This is a genomic window from Streptomyces sp. NPDC094147, assembly GCF_044764265.1.
Classification (GTDB): Bacteria; Actinomycetota; Actinomycetes; order Streptomycetales; family Streptomycetaceae; genus Streptomyces.
Genome location: NZ_JBIWHT010000021.1, coordinates 73,542 through 87,100 on the forward strand (window position 1 = coordinate 73,542; position 13,559 = coordinate 87,100).

The 13,559-nt window shown below is 73.3% G+C and carries 11 protein-coding genes, 1 tRNA gene and 1 pseudogene; 9 read left to right on the forward strand and 4 right to left on the reverse strand.

Annotation, left to right across the window (positions count from 1 at the left end):
* Positions 1-272: 272 nt before the first annotated feature.
* Genes ACIQ8J_RS26140 through ACIQ8J_RS26150 form a run of 3 tightly spaced genes read left to right on the forward strand, consistent with a single transcriptional unit; the run spans position 273 to position 5,034 of the window.
* The gene (locus ACIQ8J_RS26140) at positions 273-1,172 is read left to right on the forward strand and encodes an FAD binding domain-containing protein (protein WP_403274824.1); all 900 of its coding nucleotides are present in this window, start codon (positions 273-275) and stop codon (positions 1,170-1,172) included.
* Positions 1,169-2,722 (forward strand): 2Fe-2S iron-sulfur cluster-binding protein, encoded by a 1,554-nt coding sequence (locus ACIQ8J_RS26145; protein WP_403274826.1) that lies wholly within the window; start codon positions 1,169-1,171, stop codon positions 2,720-2,722. The genes ACIQ8J_RS26140 and ACIQ8J_RS26145 overlap by 4 nt, the downstream gene beginning before the upstream one ends.
* Entirely contained in the window at positions 2,719-5,034 is a 2,316-nt protein-coding gene (locus ACIQ8J_RS26150) for a xanthine dehydrogenase family protein molybdopterin-binding subunit (protein WP_403274827.1), read from the forward strand. The genes ACIQ8J_RS26145 and ACIQ8J_RS26150 overlap by 4 nt, the downstream gene beginning before the upstream one ends.
* Before the next feature lie 87 nt (positions 5,035-5,121).
* On the opposite strand, the gene ACIQ8J_RS26155 is transcribed toward ACIQ8J_RS26150, so the two are convergent.
* A tRNA-Cys gene (locus ACIQ8J_RS26155) sits at positions 5,122-5,197 on the reverse strand.
* Between the two features lie 173 nt (positions 5,198-5,370).
* Between ACIQ8J_RS26155 and ACIQ8J_RS26160 the strand changes: the two genes are divergently transcribed.
* The 6 genes from ACIQ8J_RS26160 to ACIQ8J_RS26185 all read left to right on the forward strand — a co-directional run bounded on the left by ACIQ8J_RS26160 (position 5,371) and on the right by ACIQ8J_RS26185 (position 11,395).
* On the forward strand, positions 5,371-6,813 hold the full coding sequence (locus ACIQ8J_RS26160) for an MFS transporter (RefSeq protein ID WP_403274828.1): 1,443 nt from the start codon (positions 5,371-5,373) through the stop codon (positions 6,811-6,813).
* A gap of 24 nt (positions 6,814-6,837) precedes the next feature.
* Entirely contained in the window at positions 6,838-7,038 is a 201-nt protein-coding gene (locus tag ACIQ8J_RS26165) for a ribbon-helix-helix protein, CopG family (protein WP_403274829.1), read from the forward strand.
* Positions 7,035-7,421, forward strand: coding sequence for a type II toxin-antitoxin system death-on-curing family toxin (locus ACIQ8J_RS26170; RefSeq protein ID WP_403274831.1), 387 nt, complete (start codon positions 7,035-7,037; stop codon positions 7,419-7,421). Before ACIQ8J_RS26165 ends, ACIQ8J_RS26170 begins: the two co-directional genes overlap by 4 nt.
* A 167-nt stretch (positions 7,422-7,588) precedes the next feature.
* Complete coding sequence (locus tag ACIQ8J_RS26175; RefSeq protein WP_403274904.1) at positions 7,589-9,373, forward strand: DEAD/DEAH box helicase; 1,785 nt, start codon at positions 7,589-7,591, stop codon at positions 9,371-9,373.
* Between the two features lie 490 nt (positions 9,374-9,863).
* Positions 9,864-10,508 carry an IclR family transcriptional regulator gene (locus tag ACIQ8J_RS26180; RefSeq protein ID WP_399048309.1) on the forward strand — a complete coding sequence of 215 codons (645 nt, stop codon included), beginning with the start codon at positions 9,864-9,866 and terminating at the stop codon, positions 10,506-10,508.
* Positions 10,509-10,606: 98 nt separating this feature from the next.
* A complete protein-coding gene (locus tag ACIQ8J_RS26185; protein ID WP_403274832.1) occupies positions 10,607-11,395 on the forward strand; it encodes a S16 family serine protease in 789 nt (262 codons plus the stop codon).
* Here ACIQ8J_RS26185 and ACIQ8J_RS26190 read toward each other — a convergent pair.
* The 3 genes and pseudogenes from ACIQ8J_RS26190 to ACIQ8J_RS26200 form a co-directional block, all read right to left on the reverse strand.
* A pseudogene (locus tag ACIQ8J_RS26190) lies at positions 11,328-12,657 on the reverse strand (MFS transporter). The gene ACIQ8J_RS26185 and the pseudogene ACIQ8J_RS26190 sit on opposite strands and share 68 nt — an antisense overlap.
* Positions 12,654-12,833, reverse strand: a complete 180-nt coding sequence (locus tag ACIQ8J_RS26195; protein ID WP_403274834.1) for a hypothetical protein — start codon at positions 12,831-12,833, stop codon at positions 12,654-12,656. The pseudogene ACIQ8J_RS26190 and the gene ACIQ8J_RS26195 overlap by 4 nt, the downstream one beginning before the upstream one ends.
* A gap of 14 nt (positions 12,834-12,847) precedes the next feature.
* Complete coding sequence (locus tag ACIQ8J_RS26200) at positions 12,848-13,468, reverse strand: ArsR/SmtB family transcription factor (RefSeq protein WP_403274835.1); 621 nt, start codon at positions 13,466-13,468, stop codon at positions 12,848-12,850.
* Positions 13,469-13,559 lie beyond the last annotated feature (91 nt).

Consider the following 13,559-nt stretch of genomic DNA (forward strand, 5'->3'; position numbering starts at 1 on the left):
GGTCACGGCCGCCCCGGCCGCGAGGAAGGCACCGTGGCCGACGCCCGGCGTGCGGAACAAGGCGTACCGCATAAGTCGTACAAGACTCGTGAAACCGGAACATTCCCCAGGTCGGGGACGGAAGTGTGCTTCGTGGACCCTCCCGTCGGCCGGTCCGGAAGATGTGCCAGAGTTGCCACGTCCGGGCTGTGAGCACGTACGGTACGGCCATCATCAGGTGGCGACAGACGGCACAGTCGGTACGGCCGGGACACCGGGAAGGGGCAGCTGGGTTGACCACGCACGCACCGCAGGCGACGCAGTCGGTGACGCTGCCGGCCTCGCTCGACGAGGCCGTGGCGGCTCTCGCGGCCATGCCCGCCGCCGTGCCCGTCGCGGGCGGCACCGATCTCATGGCGGCCGTGAACCGGGGCCTGCTGCGCCCCGCGGGCCTCGTCGGACTCGGCCGGATCAACGAGATCCGGGGCTGGCAGTACCAGGACGGCCACGCCCTGCTCGGCGCCGGTCTCACCCACGCCCGAATGGGGCGCCCGGACTTCGCGGCGCTCATTCCGGCGCTCGCCGCGGCCGCGCGCGCCGCGGGCCCCCCGCAGATCCGCAACGCCGGCACCCTCGGCGGCAACATCGCCTCCGCCGCCCCGACCGGCGACGCGCTGCCCGTGCTCGCCGCGCTCGAAGCCACCCTCGTCATCGCGGGTCCCGAAGGCGCCCGGCGTGAAATTCCCGTGTCGCACCTCCTGGCGGGCCGGGACCTGCTCGCCCCGGCCGAGTTGATCGGTTATGTCCGGGTGCCGCTGCTGCACGCCCCGCAGGTCTTCCTCAAGGCGACCGGCCGCACCGGCCCCGGCCGTGCCACCGCCTCGGTCGCCGTCGTCCTCGACCCGGCCCGGCGCGGGGTGCGCTGCGCGGTCGGCGCCATCGCGCCGATGCCGCTGCGGCCCCTTGAGGCCGAGGGCTGGATCGCCTCGCTGATCGACTGGGACGGCGAGCGCGCGGCGCTGGCCCCGGAGGCGCTCGGCGCGTTCGGCGAGTACGTGGCCGCCGCCTGCATCCCGGACCCGGCGCCCGGCGCCGACGGGACCCAGGCCCCGCCGCTCTCGCCCGCCGTACTGCACCTGCGGCGCACGGTCGCCGCGCTGGCCCGACGAGCACTGGGGAGGGCACTGTCGTGACCGACCGCAACCACGAGCACGAGACCGAACACGAGCACGGCTACGGTCAAGTGCCCCGGCACGGCGGCTGGGAGCCGGTTCCGCACGGCGGCGAGTACGAGCCCGACGCCACCGCCTTCGTGCAGCTGCCCCCCGACATGGACCTGATGGGCGCCCCGCTGGCGGCGCCAGGCCACGGCTACGTACCGCCGATGATCGTGCCGCTCACCCCGGCCGCGGCGACGGATCCGGCGGCGACCGGTGTCTGGCGCATCCCGACCGAACTGACCGAGCAGGGCACGTCCGGCAGCGCGTCGGCGCAGGGCGCGCAGACCGTGGTGTGGCCGGAGCCCGCCGCGTCGGCCCCCACGCCCGCGACCCCGTCCGAGCCCGCGCACGACCCGGGCGCCACGGCGCAGTGGACCTTCGCCGACGAGCCCTCGCTCGTGGGCACCGGTCAGTGGACGATTCCGGTCGCCGAGGGTGAACTCCCCGAGGAATCGGGCGAGTTCACCACCTCCTCGCTGATCGAGCAGTGGGGTTCGACCCCGCCCGCCACCCTGCCCGGCGGCGCGCCCGCCCCCTGGGCCGCCCAGCTTCCCGAGCCGGAGCCCGCACCCCAGGAGCCCGCCCAGGAGGCAGCGCCCGAGCCCGCCCCGGCCGCCGCCGGGATCGCGGACGTACGAGAAGTACCGGCGGAGGTGCCGGGCGTACCGGAGGCGGCGGCGGAAGTGCCGGGCGCGTCCGAAGCGCCGGGGGAAGGCGCCGACGTAACGCCCGCCGCCCTCCCGCAGCCCGAGCCCGAAGCCGTGTCCGAGCCGGAGCCGGTGCGGCCACAAGCGCCGGTCGCCGTCGAGGCCGCACCCGAACCGGCCGCCGAAGAACCCGCCGGTGAACCCGTCGCCGAAGCTCCGGCCGAAGCGACCGGGGCAACCGACGCTCCCGAAGTCCCCGAGCCCGAGCCCGCCGCGGAGGCCCTTCCCGCTCCCGATCTCGAACACCCCCGCGCCTCCTACGTGTTGCGGGTGAACGGGGCCGACCGGCCCGTCACCGAGGCCTGGGTCGGCGAATCGCTGCTCTACGTGCTGCGGGAGCGGCTCGGGCTCGCCGGGGCCAAGGACGGCTGCTCGCAGGGCGAGTGCGGGGCCTGCAACGTCCAGGTGGACGGGCGGCTCGTCGCCTCCTGCCTGGTGCCCGCGGCGACCGCCGCCGGCAGCGAGGTCCGTACCGTCGAGGGGCTCGCCACCGACGGCGAACCCTCCGACGTCCAGCGGGCGTTGGCCGGGAGCGGCGCGGTGCAGTGCGGCTTCTGCATCCCCGGCATGGCCATGACCGTGCACGATCTGCTCGAAGGCAACCACGCTCCCACCGAGCTGGAGACCCGCCAGGCGCTCTGCGGCAACCTGTGCCGCTGCTCCGGCTACCGCGGTGTGCTCGACGCCGTGAAGGACGTCGTGGCGGGCCGCGAGGCGGCCGGAGCCCTGGCCGAAGAGGCCCGCATTCCGCACCAGGCACCCCCCGGGGCCGGCAGCGCCAAGCCCCAGCACACGCACGACGGAGGCATGGCGTGAGCAACGACGCAGCCACCGCGACGGTCGAAGGCGCCACCCCGGTGGCGGGGCCGGAGCAGTCGCCCGAGCACGGCATCGGCGCGTCACTCGCGCCCGCCGACGCACGGGCCAAGACCGAGGGCACCTTCCCCTACGCGGCCGACCTGTGGGCCGAGGGGCTGCTGTGGGCGGCCGTCCTGCGCGCCCCGCACGCGTACGCCCGCATCGTGTCCATCGACACCTCGGCCGCCGCCGCCATGCCGGGCGTACGGGCCGTGGTGACCCACGCCGACGTGCCGGGCGACCCGGCGTTCGGCCGCCGGATCGCGGACCGGCCGGTCTTCGCGGCCGAGTTCGTACGCCACCACGGCGAGCCCATCGCCGCCGTGGCCGCCGACCACCCGGACACCGCACGCCTGGCCGCTGCGGCGATCGCGGTCGAGTACGAGGTGCTCGAACCGGTCACCGACCCGGAGAAGGCGTTCGCCGCCGAACCGCTGCACCCCGACGGCAACCTGATCCGCCACATCCCGCTCCAGTACGGCGACCCGGAGGTCACCGGGGAGGTCGTGGTGGAGGGCCTGTACCGGATCGGCCGCCAGGACCCGGCCCCGGTCGGCGCCGAGGCGGGCCTCGCGGTGCCGCGGCCCGACGGCGGCGTCGAGCTGTACACCGCGTCCACCGACCCGCACACCGACCGCGATCTGGCCGCCGCCTGCTTCGGCCTCGAACCGGACCGGGTGAAGGTCGTCGTCACCGGCGTGCCCGGCGCGACCGGCGACCGCGAGGACCTGGGCTTCCAACTCCCGCTGGGACTCCTGGCGTTGCGGACCGGCTGCCCGGTCAAGCTGACCGCGACCCGTGAGGAGTCCTTCCTCGGCCACGCCCACCGCCACCCGACCCTGCTGCGCTACCGCCACCACGCGGACGCCGAGGGCCGTCTGGTCAAGGTCGAGGCGCAGATCCTGCTGGACGCCGGCGCGTACGCCGAGGCCTCCGCCGAGTCCCTGGCCGCCGCCGTCGCGTTCGCCTGCGGCCCCTACGTCGTGCCGCACGCCTTCGTGGAGGGCTGGGCGGTGCGCACCAACAACCCGCCGTCCGGGCACGTCCGGGGCGAGGGCGCGTTGCAGGTCTGCGCGGCGTACGAGGGCCAAATGGACAAGCTGGCCGCGAAGTTGGGCATCGACCCGGCCGAGCTGCGGATGCGCAACGTCCTGGCGACCGGCGATCTGCTGCCGACCGGCCAGACGGTGACCTGCCCGGCCCCCGTGGCCGAACTCCTGGGCGCGGTAAGGGACTTCCCGCTGCCCGTGCTGCCGAAGGACGCGCCCGAGGACGACTGGCTGCTGCCGGGCGGCCCCGAGGGCGCGGGCGAGCCGGACGCGGTCCGCCGCGGTGTCGGCTACGCGCTCGGCATGGTCCACATGCTCGGTGCCGAGGGCACCGACGAGGTCTCCACAGCCACCGTCAAGGTCCACGACGGCGTCGCGACGGTCATCTGCGCGGCCGTCGAGACCGGCCAGGGCTTCGCCACGCTGGCCCGCCAGATCGTCCAGGAGACCCTGGGCATCGAAGAGGTCCACGTGGCGCCCGTCGACACCGACCAGCCCCCGGCGGGCCCCGCCACCCACGGCCGCCACACCTGGGTGTCCGGCGGCGCGGTCGAGCGCGCGGCCAAAATGGTCCGCACCCAGCTCCTCCAGCCCCTGGCGCACAAGTTCGGCATGTCCACCGAGCTGCTCCAGATCGCCGACGGCAAGATCACGTCGTACGACGGTGTGCTGTCCACGACGGTGACCGAGGCGATGGACGGCAAGGAGCTGTGGGCCACCGCCCAGTGCCGCCCGCATCCCACCGAGCCGCTGGACGAGACGGGCCAGGGCGACGCGTTCGTGGGCCTCGCCTTCTGCGCGGTCCGCGCGGTGGTCGACGTGGACATCGAGCTCGGCTCGGTGCGCGTGGTCGAACTCGCCGTCGCCCAGGACGTCGGCCGGATCCTGAACCCCCGTCAGCTCATGGCTCGCATCGAAGCGGGCGTGACCCAGGGCGTGGGCGCCGCCCTGACCGAGAACCTGCGCACCGTCCGCGGCCGGATCCGCCACCCCGACCTCACGGGCTACGCCCTGCCCACCGCTCTGGACGCCCCCGACATCCGGATCGTGAAGCTGGTCGAGGAGCGGGACGTGGTGGCCCCCTTCGGCGCGAAGGCGGCGAGCGCGGTCCCGGTCGTCACCTCCCCGGCCGCGATCGCCTCCGCGGTCCGCGCCGCCACGGGCCGCCCGGTCAACCGCCTCCCGATCCGGCCGCAGGCGGCGGTGGCCCAGCAGGGGTAGCCGACCGCGCTGCCAGGGCAGCCGAACGCCGGGAAGGGCGGACTCCGTCGAGGAGCCCGCCCTTCCGGTACCCCCGGGTGGGGGCCGTGGAGGCCGTGGCGGGAATCGAACCCACGTAACTCGCTTTGCAGGCGAGCCCCTGTAACCACTCGGGCACACGGCCGTGTGCTGGTGCGTCGAGACGACCGTAGGCCGGGGCGCGGGGGAGGGGGAAGAGGAACCGGCGGGCTGCAATACGACTGCCATGCGGCGTTCACGGTCGTACGACCATCGACGGAGCCGCAGTCCCGCCCACGGGCCGGGGTCAGGTCCGGACACGCCTCCTACGCTGGGCGGATGACCGCCCTTGAACCCTCCGATGCCGAACTGGCCGACCTCCCCGCCGGAGGTGTCGGGGGCGGCATCCTCGGCCGGGAGCACCGTGCGCTGAGCCTCGGGGTCATCACCGTCGTGCTGCTCATCGCCTTCGAGGCGACGGCGGTGGGCACCGCGATGCCCGTCGCGGCGCGGGAGCTCGACGGGGTGTCGCGGTACGCCTTCGCCTTCTCCGCGTACTTCACGACGAGCCTGTTCGGGATGGTCGTGGCGGGGCAGTGGGCCGACCGGCGCGGGCCGCTCGGGCCGCTCGCCGTCGGGATGTCGGGCTTCGCGGGCGGGCTGCTGCTGTCCGGTACGGCCCTGGACATGTGGACGTTCATCGCCGGCCGGGCCGTGCAGGGGCTCGGCGGCGGTCTGGTGATCGTCGCGCTGTACGTCGTCATAGGGCGGGCCTATCCCGCCCGGCTCCAGCCGGCGATCATGGCGGCGTTCGCGGCGGGCTGGGTGGTGCCCTCGGTGGTGGGGCCGCTGGTGGCGGGGACGGTCACCGAACAGCTGGGCTGGCGCTGGGTGTTCATCGGGATCCCGGCGCTCGTGGTGTTCCCGCTGGCGCTCGCGCTACCCGCGACCCGGCGGACGGCGGCCGGTCCCGCCGATCCGTCGGCGCCCGTCGAGCCCTTCGACCGGCGGCGGATCCGGCTGGCGCTGGGGATCTCGGTGGGCGCCGGGCTGCTCCAGTACGCGGGGCAGGAGCTGAGGTGGCTGTCCCTGATCCCGTGCGCGGCGGGCGCGGCCCTGCTCGTCCCGGCGGTCGCGGGACGGCGCGGGCTGCTGCCGCGCGGCACCTGGCGGGCGGCGCGCGGGCTGCCGGCGGTGGTGCTGCTGCGCGGGTTCGCGGCGGGGTCGTTCATCGCGGCGGAGTCGTTCGTGCCGCTGATGCTGGTCACCCAGCGGGGGCTGACACCGACGATGGCCGGGCTCTCGCTCGCCGTCGGCGGGGCGACGTGGGCGCTGGGTTCGTACGTCCAGGCCCGGCCGCGCCTGGAGGCGTACCGGGAGCGGCTGATGGTGGCCGGGATGGTGCTGGTGGCCCTGGCGATCGCGGCCGCGCCGAGCGTGCTGGTCGCGGCGGTGCCGGTGTGGGTGGTCGGGGTCGCCTGGGGCGTGGGCTGCTTCGGCATGGGCGTGGTGATCGCCTCGACGAGCGTGCTCCTGCTGAAGCTCTCCCCGCCGCAGGAGGCCGGCGCGAACTCGGCCGCCCTCCAGATCTCGGACGGCCTGTCCAACGTGCTGCTGCTCGCGGCGGGCGGCGCGGCGTTCGCGGCCCTGGGCGGCGGCGATCCGGGCCCGCATCCTGGGGCGTTCGCGGCGGTGTTCCTGCCGGTGGGGGCGGTGGCGCTGGCGGGGGCGTGGGTGGCGGGGCGATGCGGGACCCCGGCCCGCAGAGTGGTACCAGAATGACCCCATCAGTGGTACCGTTTTGGTATGGCTACGAACCTGCGTCTCCGTGACGACCAGACCGAAGCTCTCAAGCAGCGCGCCGAACAGGAGGGCACCAGCATGCACGCCATACTGCTCCGGGCCGTGGACGACTACTTGGCCAGGACGGCGCACGAGGCCATCGTGCGGAACACCGCCAAGGAGCAGGTCGCCAAGTGGTCGGAGCTGCTGGAGCGGCTCAAGTGACGTACGTGTACCTGACGGCCGAGGACGTTCTGGCGATCGCCGAACAGGCTGTGGACGACCAGGCCGTCGCGGTACGCGATCTGGGGCTGCTGGAGTCGGCCGTGCATCGGCCCTCGGCTTCCATGTTCGGGCAGGAGGCCTACTCCGACCTGTTCGACAAGGCCGGCGCCCTCTTGCAGTCGCTTGCCATCAACCATCCTTTCCTCGACGGGAACAAGCGCACAGCCTGGGTGTCCTGTGTGGTCTTCCTGGCGATGAACGGGGCCCAGCTGAGGCTGGACGTCGACGCGGCCGAGCGTCTGGTGATTCAGGTGGCCACGGGGCGGATGGAGGACGTGAAGGCGATCGGGCAGGCCTTGCGGGAGCTGACCGAAAAGCCGTAGTCCCAGTGTGAAGACGGTCTCAGCCCCCGCCCACCCCGGGGCGTTCCGCCGTGGTGGGGTGACGCGCGCCGGTAAGGTGGCCCGGTTGTCGTACGTAACGCAGCCCCCTCCGGGCCCCCGCCCGGATGCCCGTGACCCCGTACACCGAGAGCCCCGAACCGGAGACCGTGACTACTACCGCCTCCCACCACCTCTCACCCGCCTTCCCCGGCCGGGCCCCCTGGGGCACCGCCAACAAGCTGCGCGCCTGGCAGCAGGGCGCCCTGGAGAGGTACGTCCAGGAGCAGCCGCGCGACTTCCTCGCCGTCGCGACGCCCGGCGCCGGCAAGACCACCTTCGCGCTGACGCTCGCGTCGTGGCTGCTGCACCACCACGTGGTGCAGCGGATCACCGTCGTCGCGCCGACCGAACACCTCAAGAAGCAGTGGGCGGACGCGGCGGCCCGGGTCGGCATCAAGCTCGACCCGGACTACAGTGCCGGGCCGCTGAGCAGGGAGTACCACGGCGTCGCCGTGACGTACGCCGGTGTCGGCGTGCGCCCGATGCTGCACCGCAACCGGTGCGAGCAGCGCAAGACCCTGGTCATCCTCGATGAGATCCACCACGCCGGCGACTCCAAGTCGTGGGGTGAGGCGTGTCTTGAGGCCTTCGACCCCGCCACCCGCCGGCTCGCCCTCACCGGCACCCCCTTCCGGTCCGACACCAACCCGATCCCCTTCGTCACGTACGAGGAGGGCAACGACGGCATCCGGCGGTCGTCCGCCGACTACACCTACGGCTACGGCAACGCCCTGGCCGACGGGGTCGTGCGGCCCGTCATATTCATGAGCTACAGCGGCAACATGCGCTGGCGCACCAAGGCCGGTGACGAGATCGCGGCCCGGCTCGGCGAGCCCATGACGAAGGACGCCATCTCGCAGGCCTGGCGCACCGCGCTCGACGCGCGCGGCGACTGGATGCCCAATGTGCTCCGGGCCGCCGACCAGCGGCTGACCGAAGTCAGGAAGGCCATCCCGGACGCCGGGGCGCTCGTCATCGCGTCCGATCAGGACTCCGCCCGCGCCTACGCCAAGCTGATCCGGGAGATCACCGGCAGCAGGGCGACCGTGGTGCTCTCCGACGACACCGGCGCCTCCAAGCGGATCGACGAGTTCAGCGAGGGCGACGACCGGTGGATGGTCGCCGTCCGCATGGTGTCGGAGGGCGTCGACGTGCCCCGGCTCGCCGTCGGCGTGTACGCCACCACCATTTCGACCCCGCTGTTCTTCGCCCAGGCGGTCGGCCGTTTCGTACGGTCGAGGCGGCGCGGCGAGACCGCTTCGGTATTCCTCCCCACCATTCCCATGCTCCTCGGCTTCGCCAACGAGATGGAGGTCGAGCGCGACCACGTGCTCGACAAACCCAAGAAGGACGGGGAAGAAGACCCGTACGCCGAGTCCGAGCAGGAAATGGACGACGCGAACAAGCAGCAGGACGAGGACACCGGGGAAGGGGACATGCTCCCCTTCGAGGCGCTCGAATCCGATGCCGTCTTCGACCGGGTGATGTACAACGGCGCCGAATTCGGCATGCAGGCGCACCCGGGAAGCGAGGAGGAGCAGGACTACCTCGGCATTCCGGGCCTGCTCGAACCCGACCAGGTGCAGATGCTGCTCCAGAAGCGGCAGGCCCGGCAGATCGCGCACAGCCGCCAGAAGCCGGCCGAGCAGGCCGACCTCCTGGAGATGCCCGCCGAGCGGCGGCCGGTCGTCTCGCACAAGGAACTGCTCGAACTGCGCAAGTCGCTGAACACGATGGTCGGCGCGTACGTCCACCAGAGCGGCAAGCCGCACGGCGTCATCCACACCGAGCTGCGCCGGGTGTGCGGCGGGCCGCCGAGCGCGGAGGCCACGGCCGGGCAGCTGCGCGAGCGCATCAAGAAGGTCCAGGAGTGGGCGACCCGCATGAAGTAGCGGTCCGCCCTGACCATGCGTGGAGCGGGGCCCGGTGTGCGTTGCCGGGCCCCGCTCGATCCCGGAGGAACGGGATGCGTACGAGGACCGGCCCCCACGGACGCCCCTCGAACGCCTGCCACAGTAATCTCCCGGTAAATCCGTGTCGGTCGCCCAAGGTCCCCCCTGACCCGGACTTTGGTCCCGAAGGTGATCGAAAAGGGATCAAATTCTTCACCGCCGGTCTCTATTTGCCCATCTGTTGGGCCCACTTTTGCCCATTTCACGGGAGCCGGAATTCCGTTCGCGCCCGGATTCTGGACGAGGTCTTCCGCTGAGCGGTGTCCGCTCGCTACTGTCCCCGCCATGCAAACGCCCCGTGGCAACGTCGCCGCGGAGCGCAGCCGGTGCCATGGCCTGCCGGCGGCCTCTCCGCGCGTCGCCAACGGGACCGGTGGCGACCATGACGTGAGAAAGCCGCCAGCGACTCACCACTTAAGGAGTGGGCGTCGTGACCGCGGAGACCTCCCAGACGCTCGACCGGGGACTACGTGTCCTCAAGCTGCTCGCCGACACCGACCACGGTCTGACGGTCACCGAGTTGTCCAACAAACTCGGCGTCAACCGGACGGTCGTCTACCGTCTGCTCGCCACGCTGGAGCAGCACGCTCTCGTACGACGTGATCTGGGCGGCCGCGCCCGGGTGGGTCTGGGCGTGCTGCGCCTGGGCCGCCAGGTGCATCCGCTGGTGCGGGAGGCCGCGCTGCCCGCGCTGCGCTCGCTCGCCGAGGACATCGGGGCCACCGCGCACCTCACCCTGGTCGACGGCTCGGACGCGCTCGCCGTGGCCGTGGTCGAACCGACCTGGACCGACTACCACGTGGCCTACCGGGCCGGGTTCCGCCACCCCCTGGACCGGGGCGCCGCGGGCCGGGCGATCCTCGCGGCCCGCCAGAGCGGCGGCCTCGCCGAGCCCGGCTTCACCCTCACCCACGGCGAGCTGGAGGCCGGGGCCAGCGGCGCCGCGGCCCCGCTGGTCGGGGTCACCGGGATAGAGGGGAGCGTGGGCGTGGTCATGCTGGCCGACGCGGTACCGGAACGGGTCGGGCCCCGGGTGGTGGACGCGGCGAAGGAGGTCGCGGACGCCCTGCGCTGAGGGCCGCGCTCCTTGGGGCGGGCGGCGGACGAGGCCGGAGCGGCCCCGAGCCCCTGGCCACCCCCGGGCCGGGCGGTGCGTACGGCTAGATTGGAGCCGTGCTCACTCGTCACTCCCGCCTCCGTAACCTCGCCATCGGCGCCGCGCCGGTCGTCGCGCTGCTCGCCGTCGCCTGTTTCGCGCCGCTGCCGTTCGCGGTGGCCCAGCCGGGTCCGACCGCGAACGTGCTGGGCGACGACGGCGGCAAGCCGGTGATCACGATCTCCGGTGCGCCCACCCGCCCCACCACCGGGCAGCTGCGGATGACCACCATCGAGGCGACCGGACCCAACGCCGAAGTGGGCCTCTCCGATGTCGTCGACGGCTGGTTCCGCACCGACCGGGCCGTCATGCCCCGCGACGCGGTCTATCCGAGCGGCGGCAGCGAGAAGCAGATCTCCGAGCACAACCAGGCGGAGATGAAGCAGTCGCAGGACGCCGCGGCCGTCGCGGCCCTCGGCCACCTCGGCCTCAGCCCCGACAAGGTCAAGGTCGATCTGCACCTCGCCGACGTCGGCGGCCCGAGCGCGGGGCTGCTCTTCACGCTCGGCATCATCGACAAGCTGAACGGCGACGGCTCGGGCGGTGACCTGACCGGCGGCCGCAGCATCGCCGGTACGGGGACGATCACCCCCGGCGGCGAGGTCGGCGCGGTCGGCGGGGTCGCGCTCAAGACGCAGGCCGCCGCCCGGGACGGCGCGACCGTCTTCCTCGTACCGAAGGCGGAGTGCGCGGACGCGCGGGCCGAACTGCCCAAGGGGCTGCGGCTGATCCCGGTGACTACGCTGAAGGGCGCGGTGTCCGCGCTCCAGGCGCTGCAGAAGGGCGCCCCGGTTCCGTCCTGCTGACGGCGTCGGCGGCATCCCCGGCACCCGCGTCCAGGTCCTGCCACGCCGGGAACACCAGCGGGCTCAGCGTCGCGAGGAGGTACACCCCGCCGACCGCGAGCAGCGCGGCCCGCAGCCCCGCGCCCTCCACGAGGAAGCCCGTCGCGAGCCCGCCGAGCGGCATCGCCATCTCGCAGCCCGCCGCGAGCACCCCGGCGACCCCGGCTGCGCAGCTCGTCGGGGACCTTTTCGTAGATCACCGTCGTGAGGATCGGGTTGAGCGCGCCGCCCGCGAGCCCGGCCACCAGCATCGTCACCGCGAGCGGCGGCGTGGTGCCGGTCAGCGCGGCGACGGCGTACCGGGGCGCTCCGCACAGCAGGACGCAGACGGCGAAGACCGTACGGCGCGAGAAGCGGTGGCCGGCCAGGCCGTACAGCAGCGCGCCGCACAGCCCGCCCGCCCCGAACAGCGCGGCCAGCAGGCCGAGTTGGGTCGCGCCGCCCAGGTCCCGCTCGACGTGCACCGGGAGCAGCACCGCGCTCCAGCCCTGGTCGGTGCCGTTCATCAGCATCACCATGGCGACCACCGCGAGCAGCAGCCGGGTGCGCGCCAAGTAGGCGTATCCCTCGCGCAGTTCGGCCTTGTACGTACGCAGCGAGACGGGCGGCGCGTCGCGCCGGGGCTGGGCCGCGCGCACCCCGCGCAGGCCCCACGCGACGAGCAGCGCGGAGACGGCGAAGGTCGCGCCGTCGATGAGGAGCACGGTCGCGGCGCCGGTCAGCGCGATGAGCACACCGGCCAGGGCCGCGCCGGTCATCCGGGCGCCGCGCGCGACGGCGTCGTACCCGCTGGCCGCGCGCGACAGGGTCGTACCGGACTGCCGGGCGAGGTCCGGCAGCAGGACGTAGCGGGCGGTGACGCCCGGGTTGTGGGCGAGGCCGCCGAGCGCCATCAGGGCGCACAGCATCCAGAACGGGAGGAGTCCGGCGCCGTGCAGGAGCGGGATCGCGGCGACCGCGAGTCCGCACACGACATCGGATCCGACCGATGTCCGGCGGCGGCCGACGCGGTCGATGACCGGCCCGCCGATCAGCGCCGAGACCACGATCGGCAGCGTCGCGCAGAAGGCGACGACCCCGGCCCGTCCCGCGCTGCCGGTGCTCTGGAGCACGAACCACGGCACACCGATGAGGGTGAGTGAACTCCCGGTCGCCGAAACGGCGTTGGCGGTCAGGACGGCGGCGAGCGGCCTCCTGTCGCGGCGTCCCCCCGGGCCGCTCATACGAGGCGGGCTGCTCGTCGGGGCGGCTGCTGGGTCAGGCGCAGCCCCAACTCGACCAGGATCCAGCCAAGTCGGGTACGCAGGCGCCGCTCGCGGGGGAGTGAGGGGCGGGCGGCGGCGGCTTCGAGTTCGGCGGTGCGCAGGCGGTGCAGCAGGAGGTGGCTCTCGGGGTACACGGCGGTGGTCCCTTTCAGCGGGTCTGGGAGGAGCGCGGGAAGGAGTGCAGATGGACGCGGACCTGGGCGGCGTCCGCACTGTCCGAGGCGTCCGGGGTGATCGTGCGGTAGGTCTCCACGACGGCGTGCAGCTTCTCGTTGAGCTCCTGGAGCTGGGCCGCGGTGAGGTTCAGGGTGAAGTCGCTCAGGTCGCCGCTGGTGGCCCAGGGCTCCGGCCAGTCGTGCTTGGTGCCGAGCCAGGTCGCGAGCTCCTGGGTGTGGATGCTGGCGATCTCGTGCATGAACAGGTCGGCCGCGCCCCGCACTTCGGGGTCGGTGCTGGTGTGCAGGCCCTCGGCGAAGGAGGTGCCCTTGTGTGCGGCCTTCCACCAGCGCTCGCGGCCCTTGCCGCGCTCGGGGTCGTCCGTCACGAAGCCGTGCGCGGCTAGCTGGCGCAGGTGGTAGCTGGTGGCGCCGCTGGACTCGCCGAGCCGCTCGGCGAGTTGGGAGGCGGTGGCCGGGCCGTCGTGGCGCAGCGACTTCAAGAGCTGGATCCGCAGGGGATGGGCGAGGCCGCGCAGGGCGCGGGCGTCGAGGATGCGCTCCCCGGACGCGTTCTCGGGGGGCTTGCCGCCGGGCTGCTTGTTCTCGGACATGACTCCACCGTAGCCATGCAAAGAGAGTGTTGCAACGCTTTCTTTGCATCAACTTCTTTGCAGGGTGTTCTTTGCATCGGGTTCTGTGCGA

What these genes read in the sequence shown, in the direction of transcription:
- ACIQ8J_RS26160 (WP_403274828.1), top strand. Translation starts at nt 5,371, where the DNA reads ATGACCGCCCTTGAACCCTCCGATGCCGAACTGGCCGACCTCCCCGCC.
- ACIQ8J_RS26165 (WP_403274829.1), top strand. Translation starts at nt 6,838, where the DNA reads ATGGCTACGAACCTGCGTCTCCGTGACGACCAGACCGAAGCTCTCAAG.
- ACIQ8J_RS26200 (WP_403274835.1), bottom strand. Translation starts at nt 13,468, where the DNA reads ATGTCCGAGAACAAGCAGCCCGGCGGCAAGCCCCCCGAGAACGCGTCC.